The organism is Actinomycetospora corticicola (assembly GCF_013409505.1).
Taxonomy (GTDB): domain Bacteria; phylum Actinomycetota; class Actinomycetes; order Mycobacteriales; family Pseudonocardiaceae; genus Actinomycetospora; species Actinomycetospora corticicola.
Genome location: NZ_JACCBN010000001.1, coordinates 4,778,550 through 4,800,819 on the forward strand (window position 1 = coordinate 4,778,550; position 22,270 = coordinate 4,800,819).

Below are 22,270 nucleotides of genomic sequence, written 5' to 3' on the forward strand. Positions count from 1 at the left end.
TCCTGACGGCGGGTTGCTGATGGCGGGGTGGCGGCGCCCGGAGGGCGCCGCCACCCAGCGGTTCAGGGGCTGGCGACGTGGAGTTTGAGCAGGTTGTGGGTCATCGCGATCAGCTTGAACTCGGCGTTGACCGCGGCCAGTCCGCGGAGCCGGAACCGGTCGCCGGTGCGTTGCTTGATCTGCCCGAAGACGGGTTCGATGATCCCGGAGCGGCGCTGGTAGTGGGCGCGTCGGTCGGGTTCGCGGAGCCGTTCACGCATGCGCCGGGCGCGGGTGGACTGGCGTTGCGGGTCGTGCCCGCCGGGCTCGGGTCGCAGCGCCGCCCGGTCGGGCGGCACCACCGGCTCCGGGCCGAGACCTCGGTCGTGGGCGGTGTCCATCTCGGTGATGGCGGTGGTGTTCCAGTAGCCGGCGTCGGCGAGCACGGTGTGCGGGACCTCGAGCCCGAGCAGCCGCAGCATGATCAGCGCGGCGCGGGTCATCGGCGCGAGCTGCTGGGTGTCGTTGGTGTCGGTGACGACCTCGGCGTCCAGGATGACCTGGTCCTCGCTGGCCACGACCTGGGTGTTGTAGCCCTGCACGAAGCCCTGGCGGGTCGCCATCACCACCGAGTCCGGGTCGGTGGTGTTCGCCCGGCCCGGCTTGCGGTCGGGATCGGGAGCGGCCGGTGGCTTCGGGGGCCGCCCGCGCGGGTTGCGGCCGTGTTCGGCCCGGTAGGCCTCCCGCGCCGCGACCTTCTGCTCGTAGCGGGCCTGCGCCCCCTGCTGCTGGGCGGCTTCGGCCGCCTCGCGGGCCGCGATCCGCGCCGCGGCCGCCGCGAACCGGGACCGCTGCCCCGACCGGTCCCGCATCCCCGGCGGCGGTTCGTCGCCGCGATCGGAGCCGAACTCGGCATCCTCGGCCGCGTCGGTCGCCTCCGCGCGCCGCAGCTGCTCGGCGACCACCGCCGCGTCACCCCCAGCCCCAGGGGCGGTCTCGGCGTCAGGGGCGGTCTCGGCGTCGAGCGCGGCCTTGATGCCGGCGGCGGTGCGGTTGGCCCCGGAGGAGGCGTTGGCGCGCATCTTGGTGCCGTCGAGGGCGATGGTGCCGACCTTGACCAGCCCCGCTTCCCGACACAGCCGCAGGACCTGGACGAACAGGTCCGCGAAGGTGTCCCGGTGCCGGACCCGGAACCCGGCGATGCTGCTGTGATCCGGTGCGTCCCCGGCGGCGATCACCCGGAACGCCACGTCGTGCTCGCAGCGGGCCTCGATGCGGCGCGACGAGGACTCCCCGACCGCATAGGCGTAGATCAACAGCGCCAGCATCATCGCCGGGTCGTAGGCCCGCCGGCCCCGCCCACCGAGCCGGTAGGACCCGGTCAACGCGCTGAGGTCCAGCGCGTCGACCGCGTCGAGCACCGTCCATGCCAGATGGCCTTCCGGAAGCCAGTCCCGCATGTCCGGGGGCAGCAAGAACCCGGTGTCACGATCGACCGGACGGAACCCACGAGCCACCACAAGATCCAATCAGGACCGGTGGCAGCCGTCTACAAAATCCGACAGCCTCTATAGCCCCACTTAGTGCTCACCTGCCTCCGGCACCTCGAGGATGATCTTCCCGACGACCCCGCCGTCGTCCATCAGCTGATGGGCCCGCGCGGCCTCGGGCATCGGGATGCGCTCGTGGACGACCGGCTTGACCCGGCCCGACTCCACCAGCGGCCACAGGTCGCTGCGCACGGCGGCGACGATGGTGCCCTTGCCGTCGGGCCCGTCGGTCGGGCGTCCGCGCAGGGACGTGGCGGCCACGGAGAGTCGGCGGGTGAGCATCTTCGCCAGGTTGATCTCGCCCTTGGCGCCGCCCATCAGCCCGATGATCACCATCCGGCCGCCGTTGGCCATCGAGTCGAGGTTGGCGTCGAGGTTGCGGGCGCCGATGTGGTCGAGGACGACGTCGGCGCCCCGACCGTCGGTGGCCTCCTTGACCAGCTCGACGAGGTCGCCGTGGTAGTCCAGCGCGGCGTCCGCCCCGAGGTCGCGGCAGAGCTGGAGCCGGTCGTCGTGGCCCGCCGTCGCGAGCACCGACACGCCGAGGGCCTTCCCGACCTGGATGGCGTGCGTCCCGATCCCACCGCTCCCGCCGTGGACGAGCAGCGTCTGGCCGGAGCGCAGACCCGCCGTCAGGACGAGGTTCGACCAGACCGTGCAGGCCACCTCGGGCAGGCCGCCCGCGTCGACCAGCGAGACGCCCGCCGGGACCGGGAGCAGCTGCGCCGTGGGGACCACGACCTTCTCCGCGTAGCCGCCGCCGGCGAGCAGCGCGCAGGCCTCGTCACCGACGTTCCAGCCGCTCACACCGGAGCCCACGGCGCTGACGCGGCCCGAGCACTCGAGGCCGGGCAGCTCCGAGGCGCCGGGCGGCGGCGGGTAGTTGCCCTGCCGCTGCATGACGTCGGCGCGGTTCACCCCCGCCGCGACGACGTCGAGGACCACCTCGCCGGTCCCCGGCTCGGGGTCGGGCTGTTCGGTCCACTCGAGGACCTCGGGTCCGCCGGGCTCACGGATGGCGATGCCGTACACGACGGCGGACGCTAGTGGGCCGGACGCGGCGTCGCAGAAGCGCGACCCGGAAGCGGTTGCCTACGGCTAGGATGCGAGACATGTCCACCTCGGAGGAGCCGCGCTGGCTCGACGCCGAGGAGTGGCGTGCCTGGCGGAACTTCATCGCCGGGCAGGCGCTCCTGCTCGGCCGCCTGGGTCGGGAGCTGTCCGACACCCACGATCTCGCGTTCGCCGACTACGAGATCCTGGTCCGGCTCTCCGAGAAGCCCGACCACCGCCAGCGGATGACGTCGCTGGCCGAGGAGGTCGTGGCCTCGAAGTCCCGCCTCTCGCACCAGGTCGCCCGCCTCGAGGGGCAGGGCCTGGTCCGCCGCGAGGTGTGCGACTCCGACGGGCGCGGCGTCTTCGCCGTCCTCACCCCCGAGGGCTTCTCCCGCCTCGAGAAGGCGGCGCCGGACCACCTCCGCGGCGTCCGGGAGCACTTCGTCGACCTCCTCGACGAGGACGAGCGCCGGGTGATGGGCGACGTCATGGAGCGCATCGTCGCCAAGCTCCGTCCCTAGGAGCCCCTACGACGGGTCGGGTCGCCCTGCGGTCGAGACGTCGCTCATGAGTCCCGCGGGTGGTCCGGCGGACCGATGGGCGCCATCTCGTCGTGCGCCCTGCCGCGACGATCGGCCCCCGATTGCTTACCCTGGCCCGCGGAAGCGTGGCAGAGCGGCCGATTGCACCCGCCTTGAAAGCGGACGTCCAGAAATGGACCGGGGGTTCGAATCCCCCCGCTTCCGCCAGGCGCGGCCCCTCCTGGATCCAGGTCAAAGAGCGTCCTACGCTGCGGTGCCGTGACGATCGAGAACACCGGCGTCGCCCTGGCCCGGCAGGCCGCGCAGGCGCTCGCAGCGCTCGAGGCGCACGGCCCGGACCTGCGTCCGCCGGGCAGTGACCGCTTCGCGTGGACCGTGGACGTGCTCGACGAACTGGCCCGCGTGGCCGAGCTGCTCGGCCGGGCGGTGGACCACACCTCGGGCGACGAGAGCCCGACCGTGCGCCGCGAGGCCCAGAAGCTGGTCGACGCGATCGTGGCGCACCGGAACACGATGCTGCAGCCCGCCGCGGCCGGGTCCGCCTACGTCCGGGCTGCGCAGGAGGACCGCCTCCGACACCACCGCCCGCCTGGCAGTCAGTGACTCACGACGCCGGGTAGAGCGCCGCGATCCCGGCCACGGCGATGTCGATTCCGGCGACGAACTGGTCCCGGTCGTCGTGGTGGCGCATCTGGTCGCCGACGGTGCGGGTGAACGACCACTCCTGCGGGTCGAGCGCCTCCCACCGCGTCGCCATCGCGTCGAGCATCTCCTCGCGGCTCGTGTCCGGCCCGGCCGACCGCGCGTTCGCGGCGTTCTGGGCCGCCGCGCCGAGGATGTACTGGACCAGCACCGTCGCGGTGACGAACCAGTCCCGCGGCGGCACCCCGAGCGCCCGGACCTGACGGCCGACCGCCTCCACGATGCGCGGTCCGCCCGCCTGCCACGCGCCGGCCGAGAGCTGGGCCGCCATCCACGGGTGCTCGTCCACCGCGTCGAACAGGCCGAGGGCGACCGCCCGCAGCCGGTCCTGCGGCGACCCGGACGCGGGCTCCTCCGTCAGGGCCGCGACCACGACGGCGTCGGTCGCGGCCGCGAGCAGCTCGCCCTTGTTCGCCACGTGCCAGTAGATCGCACCGGGCCCCGTCGCGAGGCGTTCGGAGAGCACCCGGAAGGTCAGCCCGCTCTCGCCGGCGGCGTCGAGCACCTCGATCGCCGCCGCCACGATGCGGTCCCGGGAGAGCGAGTCGGAGCGTCGGGCCACGGCACCATCTTGACACGTCTGGAACGTCGTTCCAAGCTGTGCTGGAACAACGTTCCAGAGGAGCTCACATGGTCACGATCATCGGCGCCGGCCTCGGTGGCCTGGTGCTCGCCCGCGTCCTGCACGTGCACGGCATCCCGGCCGTCGTGTTCGAGGGGGAGGCCTCGGCGGAGGCCCGCGCCCAGGGCGGGATGCTCGACATCCACGCCGAGGACGGGCAGCCCGCGCTCGAGGCGGCCGGTCTCACGGAGGGGTTCCGGGCCCTCGTCCTGGAGGGTCGCGAGGCGATGCGGATCGTCGACGCCCACGGCACCGTGCTCCTCGAGCACTCCGACGACGGGACCGGCGGCCGTCCGGAGGTCCAGCGCGCCGAGCTCCGCCGCCTGCTGCTCGACTCGCTGCCCGAGGGCACGGTGCGGTGGGGGCACAAGGTCACCGCGGTGCGGCCGCTCGGCGACGGCCGCCACGAGGTGTCCTTCGCCGACGGCACGACCGTCACCACCGACGTCCTCGTCGGCGCGGACGGCGCCTGGTCGAAGGTCCGGCCGCTGGTCTCGGACGCCAGCCCGACCTACAGCGGGCGCTGCTACGTCGAGACCTGGCTGTACGACGGCGACGTCCGCCACCCTGAGGCCGCCGCGGCGGTGGGCGACGGGGCGCTCATGGCGCTGGCCCCCGGACAGGGCATCTCCGCCCACCGCGAGAGCGGCGGCACGCTGCACGGCTACGTCGCGCTGACCCGTCCGCTCGCGTGGTTCGACGCCCTGGAGCCCGCCACCGTCACCGAGCGGGTCGCCGCGCACTTCGCGGGCTGGGCCCCCGAGCTCACGGCCCTGCTCATCGAGAGCGACACCGAGCCCGTGATCCGGCGCCTCCACACCCTGCCCGCCGGCCACCGCTGGGACCGGGTCCCCGGCGTGACCCTCGTCGGCGACGCCGCGCACCTCGCCCCGCCCAACGGCGACGGCGCCAACCTCGCGATGCGGGACGGCGCCGAGCTCGCCCTGGCCCTCGCCGCCCACCCCGACGACGTCGAGGCCGCCCTGGCCGCGTTCGAGGCGGGCATGTTCGCGCGCGGCGAGGCGGCCGCCGCGGAGGGCGACCTCGCCGAGATCCTGTACGGCCCGGACTCTCCGCACTCGCTGGTGCGGATGTTCGAGGAGATGGCTTCCTGACGACAGGTCCGGGCCGGGTGCGGGTCGGGCGCGGCCGCATCCTGCCCGCCGTCGTGGCGACCTGCTGACGTCGGACGTCAGCCGTGTGCCACCGCTGACGTTCCGGAGCTCCCCGCCCGCCGCCGCGCCGTGAGCAGGAACGCCACGAGCACGGCCAGCAGCACGAGGCCCATGAGCAGGATCGACACCCCGTCGCCGACCAGTCCCGCGAGACCCGCGCACACCAGGACCCCGACCGCCCCGCCGACGGCGAGCCCCGGCACCAACGAGCCGGACGCCCACGTGAGGCGCCGCAGCAGGGTGAGGGTCACCAGCACCACGGCGATCGGTACCGCCACCGCGAACGCGGCCGTCACCGGCGACACGTGCGCGATGTGCTCCTCGACGTCGACCGCCGCCTCGATCCCGCCGCCGACCGCCGCCACGGCGCCGAACACCAGGTAGTGCCCGTAGCCCCACGTCAGGGCGACCCGGAGCGAGGTGAGCCCCTCGTCGTCCCCGGCCAGGAAGTAGATCCACCAGAGCCCGACCACCACGAACAGCCCGCCCAGCCCGAGCACCAGCAGGCCGATCGAGAAGCCCGCCTCGTTCAGCGCGCCCGCGAAGGCGTTCGTGATCCCGAGGATCACCTCGCCCAGCACGATCAGCGTCAGCAGGCCGTAGCGCTCGGCGATGTGCTCCGGGTGCCACGGGGTCGCGGGCCCGCGGGACTCGGCGAGCGGGGGCAGCGACACCTCCGCGACGATCAGCACGACCGCGCCGACGTAGATCCACGGCGACGGGACCAGCACCAGGAGCACCCAGAGCACCTGCAGGACGACGAGCCCGGCGGCGTAGGTGCGGCAGACCCGTCGTCGGGAAGGATCGCCGGCGGCGGCCCGCAGCCAGAGCGCGACCATCGCGACGCGCATGATCGTGTAGCCGAGGATCACGGTGCCGAGCTCGCCGCGGAACACGTCGGGGACGCCCACCGCCAGCACCAGGACGCCCGCCATCTTGAGCAGGGCGAGGGCGCGGTAGGGCGCGTCGTCGCAGTCGTAGGCCGAGGCGAACCAGGTGAAGTTGATCCACGACCACCAGATCGCGAAGAACACGAGCAGGTAGCTCGCGAGGCCGGCGCCGACGTGGTCCTCGGCGATCGCGTGGTGCAGCTCGGCGGCCGCCCGGGCGATCGCGACCACGAACGCCAGGTCGAACAGCAGCTCCAGCGGCGACGCCGCGCGGTGCGACTCCTGCGGATCCCGGGCGACCATCGGCCGCCGCCACTCGGTGCGTGGGCTCGTCACGCCCGGCAGCTTGTCAGATCCGTGTCAGGCGGAGGGGGCCCGCACGATGTCGCCCGGCCCGACGTGCGCCGGGGTGGGCCGAGGCTGCCCGGCCAGGACGTCCCGGACCCGCTCCTCCAGCTTCGCCGCGACCGCCCGGTAGAAGCGCCGCTGGGTGTACCGGCCGAAGACGAGGAAGCCGAGCGCGATCACCGGGTTCGGGATCGACGCGCGGGACGAGACGCCGGTGATGACGAACTCGACCCGCCCCGTCGTCGTGTTCTTGACGACCTCGTAGACCAGGCGACCGCGCTCCAGGTGCCGGCCGAGGGTCTGGTAGCTCCAGCCCCACACCCGTTCCTCGGTGCCGTCGGCGCGGGCCCGGGTCTCGTCGACCACGGTGTCCACCCGCACGCCCATGGGGAAGCGCAGCACCACGAAGCGCCCCTCGAGCAGCATGTCGCGGCCCTTCAGCGGCGCGTCGCCGTGGAACAGCGCAGACATGATCCAGCGGTCGGCGAACTCGTAGTCGTGCACCAGCGCGCACGCGATCTCCCACGCCCCGCCGGGCGTGGGCGGGCCGGGTGCCTCCGTCGCGAGCGTGTGCCGGAGCCGGTCGTGGTGCCACCCCGTGCCGCTCGTCGTCGACGGGTCGTAGTTCAGCTCGAGGCGCGCGATCTCGGCGAGGTCGGTCGCCGGATCGGACACCGGGCTCAGCCGCATGGTCCGCATCGCGCTCCTCATACCCGTTTTCCTCTGCGACCGGTCGGTCCGACCCGGTTGCCGAGCGTCACAGCCCGCTCGGCGGCCCGACGGCGGGCACACACGCGCCTCTCAGCGACCACTCAGGAGCCGTCCGTAATTTCCGGCCCCGATGACGCTCCTCGACGAACGCCCCACCACGGTCCGCAGCGCCGAGCCCACGGGTCGGCTGCTGCGTCCCGCCGCGTCGGGTGAGCGGCGACTGTCGTGGGACGTGATCCGGGTCCTCGCGGTGCTCTCGGTCGTGGTGCAGCACGCCACCTACACCGCCCAGGGCGTGATGCCGTGGCTCGCGGCCCCGCCGTTCATCTGGAGCGTCGAGGCCGGCGCGAACACCCTCATGGTGGTCTCGGCCTTCTTCATCTGCGTCACCGTCGCGAAGCGCCGGCCCGGCCGCTGGTGGTACCAGCGCATCGCCCGCCTGCTGCCCGCCTACCTCGTCGCCGTGCTCGTCACCTACGGCGCGACCCTGGTCGCCGCCGACTACGGCTACTGGCGGCCCGGGGTGCGGGACCTGGTCGGCAACCTCCTGCTCGTGCAGGGATTCGACCCGGCCGTGACGTACATGGACCACTCCTACTGGACGCTGCCGCTGCAGCTCGGGGTGTTCAGCCTGGTGGCGCTCACGGTCGGCCTGCTCGGCCGCGACCTCTGGCGCCGCCCGGGCGTGCTGCCCGCGCTCGCGTGGTTCGGCGTCATCACGCCCGTCCTGCTCGCCACCTACGCGACCGGCTGGCTGAAGTTCCTCTCCGACGGCTTCGTCATGTGGCGCTGGCAGCTCTTCGCCATCGGGCTCGCGATGTGGCTGGCGAGCACGCGGCGCATCTCGCTGACCCACCTGGCCGCGCTCACCGCCGCCGGGGTCCTCGCCGAGGCCGTCATCACCCCGGACACCGACTCCACGATCGTGCTCGCGGCGGCCTGCCTGCTGGTCGCCGCCGCGACGCTGGGCCCGGACTGGGACTTCCTGCGCATCGGCCCGCTCCCGCGGATCATCGGCTGGGCCGCGGGCGTCTCCTACGGCGTCTACCTGATGAACCAGCAGATCGGCTACTTCTTCGCCTGGCTCGCGCAGGACTACGCGGGCGTCACGGGGTGGGGCCGGCTGCTCGGGGTGCTCGTGCTGGCCTTCGTGCTCGGGTGGCTCCTCACCCGGTGCGTCGAGCGACCCGCGTTCCGGGCCCTGACCCGTCGTCGGGAAGGGGCTCAGGCGCGCGGGAAGGACCGCGCGGCCTCGAGCAGCATCTCGTTCTCGTCAGGCGCGCCCGCGGACACGCGCACCCCCGTGGGGTGAAAGGCCCGGACGACCACCTTGTGGTCGAGCGCGTGCTCGGCGAAGGCCTGCGTGCGCTCCCCCAGCGGCAGCCAGCAGAAGTTCGCCTGCGTCTCCGGGACCTCGAAGCCCGCCGCGCGCAGCTCCGCGGCCATCCGCCGGGCCTCCGCAGCCGCGGCCCGGGCGTCGGCGAGCAGGTCGTCGAGGACGTCGAGCGCCGCGAGCGCGGCCGCCTGCGCCGGGGCCGAGACGGAGAAGGGCACCGACACGCTGCGCAGCGCGGAGGCGAGGTCGGGCGCCGTGACCGCGTAGCCGACCCGCAGGCCCGCGAGCCGGTGCGCCTTGGAGAACGTGCGGAGCACCGCGACGTGGGGGTGCGCGTCGAGCAGCGTGAGGCCGTCCGGAATCTCCTCGTCGGACACGAACTCGGCGTAGGCCTCGTCGAGCACGACGAGCACGTGCTCCGGCACCCGCGCCATGAAGTCGACCAGTTCCCGACGACGGATCGCGGTGCCCGTCGGGTTGTTCGGGTTGCAGACGAAGACGATCCGCGTGCGGTCGGTGATCGCCGCGAGCATGGCCTCGAGGTCGTGCTCGTGCCCCGCGGTGTTCGGCACCGGCACGGGCGTCGCGTGCCCGATCACGGAGACGATCGGGTAGGCCTCGAACGAGCGCCAGGCGAACACCACCTCGTCGCCCGGCGAGCAGACGGCCGCGACCAGTTGCCCGCACAGCGCCACCGAGCCGCACCCGGTCGCGATCCGTTCCGGGGCGACCCCGAGGTGGTCGGCGAGGCGCTGCGTCAGCGTGGTGACCGTGATGTCCGGGTACCGGTTCGCCACGGCGACGGCCTCGGCCACCGCCTGCTGCACGTGGGGGTGCGGCGGCAGCGCGACCTCGTTGCTCGCCAGCTTGACCGCACCCGGGACGGTGCGACCGGCGACGTAGGCGGGCAGCGACGAGAGGTCCGGACGCAGCGGTGTCACCCCGCCACCGTAGTGCGGCGTCGACGCGGGGGAACCGGTTGCGCCCATCGGGTCAGGTCCGGGGGCACCCGGGCGCCGGGACATGGAAGGCTGCTCCCATGACGACCCGCACGGAGACGATCCCGCTCGTCGACGGCTCCGAACTCACGATGACGGTCGGGGAGTCGGACGGCACCCCGGTCCGCGGCGGGATCGTGGTCCTGCACTCCTCGCAGGGCGTCACCGAACGCACCGAGGCCATCGTGGACGGCCTCGCCGACGAGGGCTGGCTCGCGGTGGCCCCGCACCTGTTCCACGGCTCCGGCTCGGCCGGGGAGGTCTCCGGGGTGTCGGTCCTGGCGGATTCCGACGCCTCGTTCGGGTGGTTGGCCGACCGCGGCGTCGCGGCCGACCTGATGGGCGTCCTCGGCTTCGACCTCGGCGCCACCGCGGCCCTCGTCGTGGCCTCCAAGCGCTCGCTCGGCGCCGTCGTCACGGTCGCCGCCGCCGGCGTGGCCCAGCCCCTGGCCGACGGGCTGCCGCCGCTGCTCGACGTGGTCGGGGAGCTGACCTGCCCCTGGCTGGGGCTCTACGGCGAGTCCGGGGACCCGGTCGACCCCGAGGACGTGGACCGGCTGCGCGAGGCGGCGCACGCCTCGGGGGCCGTCGTCGACGTGATCGTCTACCCGGCCGCCGAGCACCGGTTCGACGACCCGTCCGACGCCTCCACCGTCGTCCCCGACGACGACGAGGCCGAGGGCGGGGAGGGGACCAGGAGCGAGGCCCGGCACCGCGTGCTGAACTGGTTCGACGCGCACCTGAGGTAGGCATGTGCGCTGCGCGCAGGTGAGCAGTAAAGGTCGCTATGACGACCCTTGGTGCTCACGAGACCGGAGGTCACAAGTGACGAGCACTCGGGTCGTGGACCCCGAGGAGGGGGCCGACGACGAGCTCCGCCGCGAACGGCGGCGTCGGGCCCGGATCGCCCGGATCGTGGTGTGGTCCGCCCGGATCGTCGGCCTGCTGTCCATCGTCTCGATCTTCGCCCCGGCCGCCCGGCGCCGCCTGGAGCCCGCCGCGTGGTTCGGGCTCCCGGTCGAGGCGTCGCTGGTGGGCACCGTCGTCCTCGCGACGGCGGGGGTGGGCCTCATGCTGCTGGCCACGGGGCTGCGGCGGCGGAAACGGCGGGCCTGGCAGCTCGCCGTCGTGCTGTGCGTGGTGATCGTCGCGTCGCACGCGCTCGGACGGCACCCGATCCCGCCGCTGGTCGTCGCCGTGATCCTGCTGCTCGGGCTGCTGTGGGCCCGCCGCGAGTTCGACGCGGCGCCCGACCCGGTGGGCCGGCTGGTCGCCCTGCGCGTCGTCCTGCAGCTGGTGCTCGCCGGGTTCGTGATCGTCAGCGCGATGCTGCTGTTCGTCCGTTCCAGCTTCCTCGTGGGCCGACCGTCGGTGGGGGAGAAGCTGCTGCACGCGCTGCTCTCGCTGATCGGGGTCGAGGGTCCGGTCGAGTTCCGGTTCGAGTGGTACGACGACCTGACCTCCGCCGTCGGCCTGACCTTCGGCATCGGCGCGCTGGTCCTCGGCGGCTACTTCCTGCTGCGCTCGTCCGAGCCGCGCCCCGAACTCACCCCCGACGAGGTCGACGGCATCCGCGGGCTGCTCGAGAAGCACGGCAAGGCCGACTCGCTGGGCTACTTCGCGCTGCGGCGGGACAAGTCGGTGGTGTTCTCCGAGTCCGGGAAGGCCGCCGTGGCCTACCGCGTGGTCGCCGGGGTGGCGCTCGCCTCGGGGGACCCCTTGGGCGACGTCGAGGCGTGGCCGGGCGCCATCGAGGCGTTCGTCGCGGTGTGCCGGGGGCACGGCTGGGTCCCCGCCGTGCTCGGGTGCTCGGAGACCGGCGCGCGGGTCTGGTCGCGCGAGGCCGGACTGGACGCGCTGGAACTCGGGGACGAGGCCGTCGTCGACGTCGCGACCTTCTCGCTGCAGGGCCGCTCGATGCGGACCGTGCGGCAGGCCGTCTCGCGGATCAAGCGGGCCGGCTACGAGACGACGGTGCGGCGGCTGCGGGACGTGCCGCCCGAGGAGCTCGGTCAGCTCGCGGCCTGTGTGGAGCGGTGGCGTGGCGGCCCCGACGAGCGCGGCTTCTCCATGGCGCTCTCCCGCGTGGCCGACGCCGCTGCCGACCCGGAGGCCGTCGTCGTCGTGGCGGTGCACGAGGGTGCGCCACGCGGGCTGCTGCAGTTCGTCCCGTGGGGCACGGAGGGGCTGTCGCTGGACCTGATGATCCGCGACCCCGCCGTCACCGAGAACGGCCTCAACGAGCTGCTCATCACCGACCTGCTGGCCGCCTGCCGGGGGCTCGGGGTCGACCGGGTGTCGCTGAACTTCGCGGTCTTCCGCTCGGCCCTGGAGCGGGGGGAGCGGATCGGCGCCGGCCCCGTCGCACGGCTCTGGGCCCGGCTCCTGCGGATCGCCTCGCGGTGGTGGCAGATCGAGACGCTCTACCGCTTCAACGCCCGCTTCGGCCCGACCTGGGTGCCGCGGTTCCTGGTATTCGACGCGGTGCGCGACCTGCCGCGGATCGCCGTGGCCGCCTTCGAGGCGGAGGGCTACGGCGGCAGGCCGCCCGCGATGTTGCGCATTCTGCGCAGGTGAGCAGAAAGTGGGCTACAGGCCCACCTTCTGCTCACAGGCGTCAGGGACGCACCAACACCTTGAGCGCCTCGCGGTCGTTCATCGCCTGGTAGCCCTCGGGGGTCTCGTCGAGCCCGATGGTCCGGTCGAAGACCCTGCCCGGCTCGATCTTCCCGTCCATGACGTCGGGCAGGAGCTCGTGCATGTTCGCCTGGGTCGGCGCGATGCCGCCGGCGATCGTGATGTTCGCGCCGAACTTCCGCCCGGCGTTCGGGATGGTGCCGCTCTGCGGCACGCCGACGATCCCGACGAACCCGCCCGGCTTCGTCACGTTCAACGCCGTCGAGAGCGACTGGTCGTAGCCCACGGCCTCGATCGTCGAGTGCGCGCCGTCGGTGCCGAGGACGTCACGGACCTTCTGCTCGCCCTCCTCGCCGCGCTCCTCGACGACGTCGGTGGCGCCGAACTCGCGCCCGAGGTCGGTACGGGCCTTGTGGTGGCCCATGAGGACGATCCGCTCGGCGCCGAGGCGCTTCGCCGCGAGGACGGCGAGCAGGCCGACCGCCCCGTCACCCACGACGACGACGTCCTTGCCCGGCTCCACCCGCGCCGACACCGCGGCGTGGTGGCCGGTGCCGAAGACGTCGGAGAGCGTCAGCAGGCTCGGCATGAGCTCCGACTCGACCGGCACGTCGAGCTTCATCAGAGAGTGGTCGGCGAACGGCACCCGGGCCGCCTCGCCCTGGCCGCCGTCGGTCTCCGCGCCCCACGCGCTGCCGTTCGGGCACGCCGTGGTCAGACCGGCCTGGCAGTACTCACAGGTGCCGTCGGCGTAGAAGAACGGCGCCACGACGACGTCGCCCTGCTTCACCCGGCTGATGTCCGACCCGGTCTCCTCGACGACCCCGATGAACTCGTGGCCGATGCGGCCACCCTGCTCGGTCGCCTCGCGGTTCTTGTACGGCCACAGGTCGGAGCCGCAGATGCAGGAGTGCGTGATCCGGACGATGGCGTCGGTCGGGTTCTCCAGCTTCGGGTCGGGGACCTCCTCGACCCGGATGTCGCCTGCTCCGTAGATCAGTGTCGCCTTCATGCCCGAGGGCTACCCGTGGGCCCTGCATGCATGCGGAGATGCTGATGGCTCACACCGCCCACCAGCGAAGTTCATCTTCCCGACGGCGGGTGTGGCTCCGCTCGGGTGCCGACGGCGGCCGCCGCACGACGGGTGGGCCGCCGAAGGACCTCGGTCGCCCTGCCGGGGGTCGGCCGGTGGGGGTGGGGTGTCAAGGGCCGGGCGGGCGGCGTGTAATGTCTTCTCCCGGTGGGCCCCAGGGCTCCGGGAGGCTTCGCCTAGTCTGGTCTATGGCGCCGCACTGCTAATGCGGTTTGGGGTAACCCCCCATCCCGGGTTCAAATCCCGGAGCCTCCGCAGCGGCAGGGCACCAGTCTGTCGTGGAACAACTCAAGATCATGCGCCCGTAGCTCAACGGATAGAGCATCTGACTACGGATCAGAAGGTTAGGGGTTCGAATCCCTTCGGGCGCGCACACGAAGATGCAGGTCAAGGGCTCGTCACCACGGTGGCGGGCCCTTCTTGCGTCTCGGTGACCGCGACGGCTGACCGCAACGCGGGTCATCAGGCCTCCATCTCGTCGTCGAGGGCGTCCAGGGCAGCGCGCTGGGTGTCGAGGTTGACGTGGCCGTAGACGTTCATGGTCATCTCGATCGCGGAGTGGCCGACGATCTCCATGACGACCCGCGGGTGGATGCCGAGCGCGAGCAGCAGGCTCACGCAGGTGTGTCGGAGGTCGTGCAGCCGCACCCGGCGGAGGCCGTGCTCGGCACAGAGGTCGCCGAACATGTGCGTGATGTTGGCCGGGTCGAACGGAGTGCCGTTGCGGGTGACGAACACATAGCCCTTCGGCCGGGTCGGGCGTCCGGGCTCGGCGCCCACCAGCTGGGCAGTCACGTGGTGGGCGGCCAGGGCGTAGAGGACCCGACCTGGCAGGGGCACGGTCCGCGTCGAGCGTCGGGTCTTGGTGGGTAGCTCCTGGAGCCGGCCACCGGTCCGGTGGAGGCTCTTCGCGATCCGGAGCGACCGGGCGCCGAAGTCGACGTCCTCCCACTCCAGCGCGCAGACCTCGGAGCGGCGCAGGCCGAGCATGACGAGCACGGTCCACATCGCCGCGAGCCGGTCCGGTGCGACCGCGCGGAGGAAGGCCTTGGCCTCGTCGACCGTCATCGGTTCCGTGGTCGACTGCTTGGCCGGGCGAGCGACGCGCACCATCTTCGCAACGTTCCTGGGCACCAGCTCCTCCCGAAAGGCGTGCTCCAGGGCAGCCCGCACCGTGGCGTGGGCGTACTGGATCACCCGAGCGCCGTGCCCGTCGGAGCGCATCCCGTCGACGAGCACTTCCCGGACGTCCCGCACCGACAGCGCCGTGAGCTTCTTCTTCCCGATCCTCGGCACGACGTGGAGCCGGACGTTGGTCTCGTACCCCACCCAGGTCGACGGCCGCACGTGCGGCTTGAGGTAGATCAGCCACTCGTCGAGGAAGGTGGCGACGGTCAGGCTCGCCGGAGCTACGGGGACGTTCTTCTCGGCCTTGTCGAGCAGCTCGCGGAGCTTGCGGCGCGCCTCCTGACGGGTCTTCCCGTAGCCGTACACGCGACGACGACCGCCGCCGACGACCGGGACGTAGGCCGCCGCGCACCATCGACCGTCGGTCCGCAGCCACACGCTGCCCTCGCCGTTGGCGTTCTGGCCGCTCACGCGCTCTGCTCCTGCGCCATCCGCTCGGTGAACGCGGCGAGTGCTTCCGGGCGGACCCGGCGGAGTCGGCCGATCTTGATCGACTCCAGTTGGCCGCTGCGGAGGAGGTCGTACACCGTGCAGCGGCCAACCTGGAGCGCCTCGGCGACCTCCTCGACCGTCAGCAGTACTCGTTGCATAGGTCAGTCCTCCGCGGTTACGAGGCCGATGTGGCCCAGGTGGACCTGGGTCGTGGCGAGCTGGACGGCGACGAGGTCGACGTAGCCGGTGGCCCCGGCGAGGGCGTGGGCGGCGGCCTGGAGGGTCGTCGCGGGGTGGTGGCCGCGGTCGTCGAAGTGGCGGCCGGGCGCGCGCTCGACGGAGCGGCCGAGGAACCCGAACAGCTGCGGGAGGCGGCGGACGAGGTCGTCGAGGTCGCCGACGATGTCGTAGACGTCGGGGACGGTGACGGTCTCGCGGAAGGTGGCGTGGTTGGCGGCCCGGAGTGCGGCGGAGGCTTCCTCGGCGCGCAGGCGCAGGAGCCGTGCGTTGTCGGTCATCGTCGGACCTCCTGCGGGACGGTGGCGGCGCGCTCGGAGGCGTCGCCGAGTTGGCGGGCGAACTCGGCGGTGCTGTTGGCGACGGCGGGGCCGAGGGCGGGGATGGCGGCGAAGAGCAGGCAGACGGTGACGACGCCGGCGAGGACGGCGGGGCCGGCCTTGTGGCTCTTGGCCAGTAGGGCGGTGACGAGGGCGGCGATGAGGACCAGGGCGAGTGGGCTCATGCCGCTCTCCGGCCGTCGCGGGCGATGCGGTCGCAGTAGGCGCCGTAGCCGCCGAGGTAGGGCGCGCGGAGCCGGACGCAGTCCTGGCCCGGGGCCGACAGGTACGCGATCCCGGGCTCGGTGTTGGCGTGCTCAGCTCCGAGGCGGCGGGCGTCGTCGCCGTGAAGCATCGCCAGCGACTCGGCGGGGACGCGGAAGGAGAGGCGGACGGCGAACTGGTCGCGGGCGTACCCGCCGCCGACGGCGTTGGCCTCGAACCGCTGGGCGAGCATCAGCATCCGGAACGCTGCCTTGCGGCCCTCGGACAGCAGGCGGAGGACGGCGGAGGTGATGCGCTCGGCGAGCTTGCGGTCCTTGGCCTGCGCGGCGCGGAGCAGGCCGGGGAACTCCTCCAGGACCACGAGCACCAGCGGCGTCTGCGCGGTTGGGGCGATGTTGTCGGCTCGGGGCGGCATGGTGTCGAGGCGGTCGTCCATCCAGGCCACGAGTCGGTCGAGGTGCGCGGCGTGCGCGGTTAGGTCCTTCGAGCCGGTTACCTGGTGGGCTCGGTGGACGGTGCCGTCCCAGGCTCGGCCGAGCAGCAGGCCGGTGATGTCCGAGCCCGCGATGACGACGTCACCGGCGGCCGCGAGCTGGGCGAGGAGGCCGTAGGAGAGCTGGGACTTGCCGGACCCGTTCTGGCCCTGGACGGCGATGTGCCCGGGCAGCGCGAGGGCGTGGTCGACGAGGGTGCCGTCTTCGCGGCGGCCGAGCAGGATCGGGTCGTCGGCCCGACCGGTGACGGCGTGGGGGAGGGCGAAGGTCGACGCGAGGGGGTCGACGTCGAAGAGGACGACGCGGACCCAGCGGCCGGCCATCGGTTGGACGCGGAGCCCGGCGAAGCCGAGGGAGTGCGCCAGGCGCAGCGCGTGGGTCTCGATTTCGGTGGGTTCGCCGCCGGGCAGCAGCTCGACGGTGAACGAGGTCCCGGTCGGTGCGAGCCGCAGGCCGCCGAAGCGGGGGGTGCGGACGGTGAGCCCGGCGGCCGCCGAGATGTACTGGCAGAGCCCGACCCCGGTGCAGGCTTCGCGCCACAGGCCGCGCATGTCGGCCTCGAGGAGGCGGTGGGCCTCGAGGCGCTGCTGCTCGACCACGCGGGCCCGGAGGCGGTTGATGAGGCGGCGGGCGCCGCCGGGGCCGCCGGTGTGCCAGCGGACCGGCTGGCGGGCCACGAGGGGCCGGGTGCGGTCGGTGGTCATGCCGCGTTCCTCTCGGTGCAGCGCGAGCACAGGTCGCCGTCGACCGCGGGCATCGGGAAGAGCAGCGCGCAGGCCGGGCACATCGGATCGGTGTCGGCGACCGGGTCGGGGGTGCCAGCGAGGCGGGCGCGGCGGATCGCGCGCCGGTCAGTGGGGGTGGTGGCGGCCCACAGGCCGTGGTCCTGGCCGGTGTCGAGCGCCCAGCGCAGGCAGCCGGTCGCCACGGGGCAGGCCGAGCAGATCGGGGCCACGGCGATGCGGTGGCGGGCCACGAGCACGCTCGTGTCGTCGTCGGAGGCGGGGAAGAACAGCTCCGGGTCGGTGTCGCGGCACGCCGCGTTCTTCTGCCAGCCCATGACTCACGCCGCCTCGGTCTGCTCGGCGGAGCGGCGGCCGGTGCGCTGTGGCCCGGCCGGGCGTACGGCGTTGGCGGTGAAGGAGACGTCGACGCCCTTGCCGGTGCGCGAGGCCCGGACCTTGACCCGCAGCCCGACCAGCTCGACCGGCGCGTACGGGGCGAACTCCGGCTCGTCGGCGGCGGCGAAGCGGACCCCGAACAGCTCCGGGCGCCCGTCGCGACCTAGCGGGAGCATCACGTCGGCGACGTAGACCCGGGCGCCGGTGACCTCGTCGACCTCCGGCGTCGAGCCCGGGCGGCGGCCGTTGGCGGTGTCCTCCCACTGCATCACCGCCGCGACGTGGCCGGTGGCGACCGGCGTGTAGTCGGACCCGTCGAGGGTCCCGGTGAACTCGAAGAGCGCCATCTCGTCTGTCTCCTTCTGCTCCAGTCTGGTGTAGCTCTCTGGCTCAGACGCTAACAAACAGGAGCAGGCTGAAGCAACTGTTACACATGGTGCCGCCCATCTCTGCTGGTGGTGGCCGTCAGGACTGACGCGATACGGTTCAGCTGTTACTAACTGCGTCGAGCAGTACGGATCAGAGGAGATGCGGCAGTGATGTCCCAGGCCCCGGAGCGGTTGACCCGCGGCACGAGCGCGGAGTCCATCGCGCGGCATCTGCGGACCGAGATCGAGTCCGGCACCTACCGCCACGAGCAGCAGCTCCCCAGCACCCGCGCTCTCGCCGCGGAGTGGGAGACCAGCGTGGCCACGGTGACCCGGGCGATGCAGATGCTTACCGCCGAGGGTCTGGTCATCTCCCGCGACCGCTCCAGCCGGGTGGTGAACTACCCGGGGGAGGAGCGCCGAGCTCGCCAGGAGACCGAGGCCCCGACGATCCTCGTGATCGGCGGCTACGCCGGATCCGGCAAGAGCGAACTCGGGCGGATCATCGCTCGCCTCACCGGCTGGCCCCTGTTCGACAAGGACAGCGCCACCCGACCGGTCGTCGAGATGGCGCTGGTGGAACTCGGCAGCGCCCCCAGTGACCGCGAGTCCGACCTCTATCTGTCCAAGGTCCGCCCCGCCGAGTACGAGGCCCTACGGACCCTGACCGCCGAGAACGTCGCCTGCGGCAACTCCGCGATCATGACCGCGCCGTTCATCCGCGAGCTGCGCGACGAAGCCTGGACTCGGCACATGGCTGCCGACGCCGAAGCTCTCGGCGCGACCCTGCGCGTCATCTGGATCAGAGCCGACGCCGACACCATGCAGACCTACATCCGCCGCCGGGGCGCTGCGCGGGACACCCACAAGCTCGCGCACTGGGACGACTACCTCCAGGGCGTCGACCAGGACTTCACGCCGACCCTGCCCTACGCGGTCATCGACAATTCGCTGTCGTCCCCGCCGCTGCAGGAGCAGGCACGAGAGTTGCTGACGGCGTGGGGAGTCCTGTGACCGACGAGGGAACGGCAGCCGACGAGGAGGCGGCGGCGATGGTCGACCAGATCAGGCGTCGCTACGAGCAGGACGGCCTCATGCTCGCGGGCACCGTCCGCAAGCGCCGGCCCGAGGTGCTACATCGTGCGGCGACCCTCGCCCTGGAGGAGATGCAGGCGGGCCCGACGCCGGCCACGTGGGAGACCGCTCGCACCCGACCGTACGCCTCTGAGGAGCTGGACGACCCCCGCGACGTCCTCATCGGCAGACTCGCCGCCATCCTCGGCGTCGTCGACGGCGGATACCACCCTGCCTCCTACCCCGCCATGCTCGCGGCAGCCCGCGAGCTGCAATCGAAGTTGTCATCCTTCGAAACGTCTGACCGAAGGCGGAGGCAGCCTGATCGACGCTGCTAGAAGCCTTGACCCCATCTGCCTTGTGAGTTTGGGTCGAGCAAGCGGACGGTTCGCCGAGCTTCCTCGCTGCCGTCAAGCTCGGCGATGACCTGGTAACTGCCGGGATGTGGAAGTGGAAGACCCAAGAGTGGGATTGCAACGGGCAGGACGGATTCCTCGCCGGGAACCATGATTGGCGAGCGACCCATGTTGAACTCTGCCAGGAACTTCCCACGATCTTCCGCGGCAGCTCCTGGAGGCAGTTCGTCCCCCATAGGCACGAGCTCTCCGTCGGTGTCGGAGATCGACACTGCGAGACGGTGCATCTGGTTTGTGGCCTGCCACGGAATCGTGATCGACAGTGCGACGGCGAAGTTCACCGCGAAGGGTGCCTCGGGGCGGAGCGGCGCAAGGAGGTTGATCGCTCCGCCGGAGACGAACAGCTTCCCTCCGTGCACCTGAGCGAAGTCGGCGATCATCATGTCAACGTGCAACGCGGGCCTCCTTGGGGGTGTCGTATGACAACGGTAGGGTAACGTGTCATACACAAGACCGTACCAGGATGGTCGTGTCATACACGAGCGGAGCATGATGGAGCCTCACCCGAGCACGGCCGAGGGGATCAAGTTCCTGCCTCCGGACGAGGCGGCCGGGTTCGAGGGCACCATCGAGCACCTGGCGCGCAAGAACATCCAGCCGAGCGAGGTCGACGAGGTGTTCTGGGAGCCGCCGGTGTGGTTGCGTAACAAGAAGAACCGTCGAGCGAGCTGGAGGATGTTGGGGCGGACTGTGGCTGGACGTGCGCTCGACATCAAGATCATGTGGGATCCCGAAGGAGAGCCGCTCCTGGTCCCGGTGACGGGGTGGAGAGCGGCAGATGCCGACGTCAACAAGTACCTCTAGGGAGGAGTCGAACGTGTCTGATGAGTCGATCTATCGCGCCGTTGAAGCTGAGGCCAAGCACTACGACGACAACCCAGATGGCGACGAGTGGGAGCCGGTGCCCGCTCCCGTGCCTGCCTCAGCTGCCTCCCGGCGCCAGCTTCGGTCGGTCCTGTCCGTGCGCTTTGCGCCGGAGGAACTCGATCGCATCAAGGCGGAGGCAGATCGAGAGGGCGTCACCGTCTCTTCTTATGTTCGCGCGGTCACTCTAGGTTCCGTGTCTGGAGTATCGAAGCAGCAGGGTGATTGGATGTCCACGAGTAATGGTTCGCACCAGGTGATCTTCCGCGCTAACCACCATGTCGGGGAGACGTTCTCCGAAGTTTTCCTCCGGCACGGGAATGACGGTGTAATTCCGACTTCTTCATTGTCGACCACGACCTAGCTCGACGCATCGTTCCTATTCTTCCCGATGCTTGTTGAGTGGGCCGCGACCCGCGGTACGTTCGAGTATCCAATTTCGGATGCTATGGAAAGGCGCATTCTCCGCCTTGCTAAGCAGCTCCGCTTCCCAGCGACCTGCCACGATTGACCGCCAATTATCAGCCGGCAGTGCCAAGTGCTCATCCGCTGGCAGGTCCTCACTGGCGATCTCCTCGTCGGTCATGTCCTTGACGAGCCCGGCGAGCTTGCGCAGGTCGCGGGCGCCGGTGGACCACGTCAGCTGACGCCGGTTCTCCGACGCGGTCTCCCACTCCCACCAACGCGCCAGCGTCGACTCCTCGTAGGTCTCGATTGCGTCGACAAGGAGCTGCATCGGGGTCCGGCCGCCCTTGCGTCGGCCCTCCTTTCGGTGCGAGCCGGTGACCTCGTGGGCGATCTTGGTGAAATAGTCGGCCAGGTCCCCGTCGCCGAGCTGGACCTTGCGCAGGTCCCACCCATGCTCCTCGGACGCGTCGAACCCGGCGCGGGCGAGGGCATTGCTCCAGCGGGCGAACACCCGGGCGCCGACGGAGGCGGAGACGACGTCGGCGGAGACGTTGTCGGAGAAGCACAGCAGGGCGTGGATGTGAACGTGCCAGCCGTTGCCTCCGTCGGTGACCTCGACGACGCGCGCCCACCCGAGGAGCCCTCCGAACAGCTCCTGGTCGGCCTTCCAGGCTGCCCCCGAGGTGACTCGTGCCCAGGCGTCGGAGAGCACGTCCCAACACCCACGTCGCTCCCGCAGCGTCTGCTCCTCGATGGCGTCGGCCTCGGCCTGGCGCTCGTCGAAGTCCCAGCCCAACTCGTTCGCCGTCGCGTACTCGGCTGCCTTCTCGCGGAGCCGGGACAGGCGGCGGCGCTCGTCGCCGGTCAGCCCGAGCCGATCGCCGCGGGCGTGGCGCATCGTCAAGGTCAGCAGGAACGCCGACCCGCCCCGTTCCTCGACCGCACGCATGACCCGGGCCAGCTCATCGGCTCGGCGGGTGGCGATCTTCGCGGCGCACTGCGGGCAGCACCACACCGACCCACACGTCGCCAGCCCGGAGAACCCCGCCGTCCGGGTTCCGTCCGCGTTGTTGGTGACCGCGAGCGTGACCCCGGCGTCCTGATCGAGCACCGTCCCGCAGTTCCGGACCCGGCGGAGTCCGGTGATCTTTTGGAGCTGGCGACGGCGAGCCCACCGACCAGCCCGCCGCGCCTGCGCCTTCGCCTGCCGCTCACCAGGCGTCAGACGCTCGTTCGCTCCCCGGCGGGTCCGGGCCGGGTGAAGAGTTGTTCGCCCATTACCGAGAGACCCCGCCATCACCGACCACCCCCGCAGGTCAGCGCCAGCGCCGGAGCACTGGCGCGGCCCGGCCCCTTCGGGCCGGGCACGCCACCCCTCCTGTCTTCGACCCGGGGCGCGCGCCCACCCCGGGGGCCGGGCCCACCCAGCAGCACGACACCGACAACCGACCCGAGGCAAGCGGCGGTGACGACGTAAGGCCTCC

Annotated in this window: 26 protein-coding genes and 3 tRNA genes; 13 read left to right on the forward strand and 16 right to left on the reverse strand. The window is 72.0% G+C overall.

From position 1 onward, the window contains the following. Positions 1-62: 62 nt before the first annotated feature. Positions 63-1,439 (reverse strand): transposase, encoded by a 1,377-nt coding sequence (locus BJ983_RS23170; RefSeq protein ID WP_281376260.1) that lies wholly within the window; start codon positions 1,437-1,439, stop codon positions 63-65. A 120-nt stretch (positions 1,440-1,559) separates the two neighbouring features. After that, complete coding sequence (locus tag BJ983_RS23175; protein ID WP_179795967.1) at positions 1,560-2,561, reverse strand: zinc-binding dehydrogenase; 1,002 nt, start codon at positions 2,559-2,561, stop codon at positions 1,560-1,562. Positions 2,562-2,641: 80 nt separating this feature from the next. On the opposite strand from BJ983_RS23175, the gene BJ983_RS23180 reads away from it, so the two are divergent. The 3 genes from BJ983_RS23180 (at position 2,642) to BJ983_RS23190 (ending at position 3,730) form a co-directional block, all read left to right on the forward strand. Continuing rightward, entirely contained in the window at positions 2,642-3,106 is a 465-nt protein-coding gene (locus BJ983_RS23180) for a MarR family winged helix-turn-helix transcriptional regulator (RefSeq protein WP_179795968.1), read from the forward strand. 140 nt (positions 3,107-3,246) lie between these two features. Continuing rightward, a tRNA-Ser gene (locus tag BJ983_RS23185) sits at positions 3,247-3,334 on the forward strand. A gap of 51 nt (positions 3,335-3,385) precedes the next feature. Further along, complete coding sequence (locus BJ983_RS23190; protein WP_179795969.1) at positions 3,386-3,730, forward strand: hypothetical protein; 345 nt, start codon at positions 3,386-3,388, stop codon at positions 3,728-3,730. 1 nt (position 3,731) lies between these two features. Here the strand turns inward: BJ983_RS23190 and BJ983_RS23195 are convergent, their stop codons facing one another. Beyond that, positions 3,732-4,391: a TetR family transcriptional regulator gene (locus tag BJ983_RS23195; protein ID WP_179795970.1), complete on the reverse strand. Its 660-nt coding sequence runs from the start codon at positions 4,389-4,391 to the stop codon at positions 3,732-3,734. Between the two features lie 68 nt (positions 4,392-4,459). Here BJ983_RS23195 and BJ983_RS23200 point away from each other — a divergent pair, with 68 nt between their 5' ends. Then, positions 4,460-5,566, forward strand: a complete 1,107-nt coding sequence (locus tag BJ983_RS23200; protein WP_179795971.1) for an FAD-dependent oxidoreductase — start codon at positions 4,460-4,462, stop codon at positions 5,564-5,566. A gap of 77 nt (positions 5,567-5,643) precedes the next feature. Here the strand turns inward: BJ983_RS23200 and BJ983_RS23205 are convergent, their stop codons facing one another. Both BJ983_RS23205 and BJ983_RS23210 read right to left on the reverse strand, forming a co-directional pair. Further along, on the reverse strand, positions 5,644-6,852 hold the full coding sequence (locus BJ983_RS23205; protein ID WP_343054317.1) for a low temperature requirement protein A: 1,209 nt from the start codon (positions 6,850-6,852) through the stop codon (positions 5,644-5,646). Between the two features lie 24 nt (positions 6,853-6,876). Then, positions 6,877-7,563: a DUF1990 family protein gene (locus tag BJ983_RS23210; protein ID WP_218890421.1), complete on the reverse strand. Its 687-nt coding sequence runs from the start codon at positions 7,561-7,563 to the stop codon at positions 6,877-6,879. Positions 7,564-7,705: 142 nt separating this feature from the next. On the opposite strand from BJ983_RS23210, the gene BJ983_RS23215 reads away from it, so the two are divergent. Next, positions 7,706-8,887, forward strand: a complete 1,182-nt coding sequence (locus BJ983_RS23215; protein ID WP_179795973.1) for an acyltransferase family protein — start codon at positions 7,706-7,708, stop codon at positions 8,885-8,887. On the opposite strand, the gene hisC is transcribed toward BJ983_RS23215, so the two are convergent. Further along, positions 8,800-9,852 carry a histidinol-phosphate transaminase gene (gene hisC / locus BJ983_RS23220; RefSeq protein WP_343054318.1) on the reverse strand — a complete coding sequence of 351 codons (1,053 nt, stop codon included), beginning with the start codon at positions 9,850-9,852 and terminating at the stop codon, positions 8,800-8,802. The two genes, BJ983_RS23215 and hisC, sit on opposite strands and share 88 nt — an antisense overlap. 98 nt (positions 9,853-9,950) lie before the next feature. On the opposite strand from hisC, the gene BJ983_RS23225 reads away from it, so the two are divergent. Together BJ983_RS23225 and BJ983_RS23230 are read left to right on the forward strand one after the other, a co-directional pair. After that, entirely contained in the window at positions 9,951-10,658 is a 708-nt protein-coding gene (locus BJ983_RS23225) for a dienelactone hydrolase family protein (protein WP_179795975.1), read from the forward strand. 76 nt (positions 10,659-10,734) lie between these two features. Continuing rightward, a complete protein-coding gene (locus tag BJ983_RS23230) occupies positions 10,735-12,486 on the forward strand; it encodes a phosphatidylglycerol lysyltransferase domain-containing protein (RefSeq protein ID WP_343054319.1) in 1,752 nt (583 codons plus the stop codon). Positions 12,487-12,526: 40 nt separating this feature from the next. Here the strand turns inward: BJ983_RS23230 and BJ983_RS23235 are convergent, their stop codons facing one another. After that, positions 12,527-13,558: a zinc-binding dehydrogenase gene (locus BJ983_RS23235; protein ID WP_179795976.1), complete on the reverse strand. Its 1,032-nt coding sequence runs from the start codon at positions 13,556-13,558 to the stop codon at positions 12,527-12,529. Between the two features lie 246 nt (positions 13,559-13,804). Between BJ983_RS23235 and BJ983_RS23240 the strand changes: the two genes are divergently transcribed. Then, positions 13,805-13,894, forward strand: a tRNA-Ser gene (locus BJ983_RS23240). Positions 13,895-13,937: 43 nt separating this feature from the next. Then, positions 13,938-14,010: transfer RNA gene (locus tag BJ983_RS23245), tRNA-Arg, on the forward strand. Between the two features lie 91 nt (positions 14,011-14,101). Here the strand turns inward: BJ983_RS23245 and BJ983_RS23250 are convergent. From BJ983_RS23250 to BJ983_RS23280, 7 genes are read right to left on the reverse strand one after another with little or no spacing between them, the layout of a single operon-like run. Continuing rightward, positions 14,102-15,238: a tyrosine-type recombinase/integrase gene (locus BJ983_RS23250; RefSeq protein WP_179795977.1), complete on the reverse strand. Its 1,137-nt coding sequence runs from the start codon at positions 15,236-15,238 to the stop codon at positions 14,102-14,104. Further along, on the reverse strand, positions 15,235-15,417 hold the full coding sequence (locus BJ983_RS23255) for a helix-turn-helix domain-containing protein (protein WP_179795978.1): 183 nt from the start codon (positions 15,415-15,417) through the stop codon (positions 15,235-15,237). Before BJ983_RS23255 ends, BJ983_RS23250 begins: the two co-directional genes overlap by 4 nt. Positions 15,418-15,420: 3 nt before the next feature. Further along, positions 15,421-15,777, reverse strand: coding sequence for a hypothetical protein (locus BJ983_RS23260; protein WP_179795979.1), 357 nt, complete (start codon positions 15,775-15,777; stop codon positions 15,421-15,423). Further along, positions 15,774-16,001: a hypothetical protein gene (locus BJ983_RS23265; protein ID WP_179795980.1), complete on the reverse strand. Its 228-nt coding sequence runs from the start codon at positions 15,999-16,001 to the stop codon at positions 15,774-15,776. The genes BJ983_RS23260 and BJ983_RS23265 overlap by 4 nt, the downstream gene beginning before the upstream one ends. Next, on the reverse strand, positions 15,998-17,239 hold the full coding sequence (locus BJ983_RS23270; protein ID WP_179795981.1) for a hypothetical protein: 1,242 nt from the start codon (positions 17,237-17,239) through the stop codon (positions 15,998-16,000). The genes BJ983_RS23265 and BJ983_RS23270 overlap by 4 nt, the downstream gene beginning before the upstream one ends. Then, a complete protein-coding gene (locus BJ983_RS23275) occupies positions 17,236-17,595 on the reverse strand; it encodes a WhiB family transcriptional regulator (RefSeq protein WP_179795982.1) in 360 nt (119 codons plus the stop codon). Before BJ983_RS23275 ends, BJ983_RS23270 begins: the two co-directional genes overlap by 4 nt. 3 nt (positions 17,596-17,598) lie before the next feature. Continuing rightward, the gene (locus tag BJ983_RS23280; protein ID WP_179795983.1) at positions 17,599-18,003 is read right to left on the reverse strand and encodes an RNA-binding protein; all 405 of its coding nucleotides are present in this window, start codon (positions 18,001-18,003) and stop codon (positions 17,599-17,601) included. A 192-nt stretch (positions 18,004-18,195) separates the two neighbouring features. Here BJ983_RS23280 and BJ983_RS23285 point away from each other — a divergent pair, with 192 nt between their 5' ends. After that, the gene (locus BJ983_RS23285; RefSeq protein ID WP_179795984.1) at positions 18,196-19,038 is read left to right on the forward strand and encodes a P-loop nucleotide/nucleoside kinase family protein; all 843 of its coding nucleotides are present in this window, start codon (positions 18,196-18,198) and stop codon (positions 19,036-19,038) included. Next, entirely contained in the window at positions 19,035-19,436 is a 402-nt protein-coding gene (locus BJ983_RS23290; protein WP_179795985.1) for a hypothetical protein, read from the forward strand. The genes BJ983_RS23285 and BJ983_RS23290 overlap by 4 nt, the downstream gene beginning before the upstream one ends. Here BJ983_RS23290 and BJ983_RS23295 read toward each other — a convergent pair. Continuing rightward, positions 19,433-19,894, reverse strand: a complete 462-nt coding sequence (locus tag BJ983_RS23295) for a DUF6941 family protein (RefSeq protein ID WP_179795986.1) — start codon at positions 19,892-19,894, stop codon at positions 19,433-19,435. The two genes, BJ983_RS23290 and BJ983_RS23295, sit on opposite strands and share 4 nt — an antisense overlap. Positions 19,895-20,003: 109 nt before the next feature. On the opposite strand from BJ983_RS23295, the gene BJ983_RS23300 reads away from it, so the two are divergent. Both BJ983_RS23300 and BJ983_RS23305 read left to right on the forward strand, forming a co-directional pair. Next, the gene (locus tag BJ983_RS23300; protein ID WP_179795987.1) at positions 20,004-20,318 is read left to right on the forward strand and encodes a hypothetical protein; all 315 of its coding nucleotides are present in this window, start codon (positions 20,004-20,006) and stop codon (positions 20,316-20,318) included. Between the two features lie 13 nt (positions 20,319-20,331). Continuing rightward, entirely contained in the window at positions 20,332-20,742 is a 411-nt protein-coding gene (locus BJ983_RS23305; protein ID WP_179795988.1) for a plasmid mobilization protein, read from the forward strand. 15 nt (positions 20,743-20,757) lie between these two features. Here the strand turns inward: BJ983_RS23305 and BJ983_RS23310 are convergent, their stop codons facing one another. Next, positions 20,758-21,897 (reverse strand): rep family protein, encoded by a 1,140-nt coding sequence (locus BJ983_RS23310; RefSeq protein ID WP_179795989.1) that lies wholly within the window; start codon positions 21,895-21,897, stop codon positions 20,758-20,760. Positions 21,898-22,270: the final 373 nt, after the last annotated feature.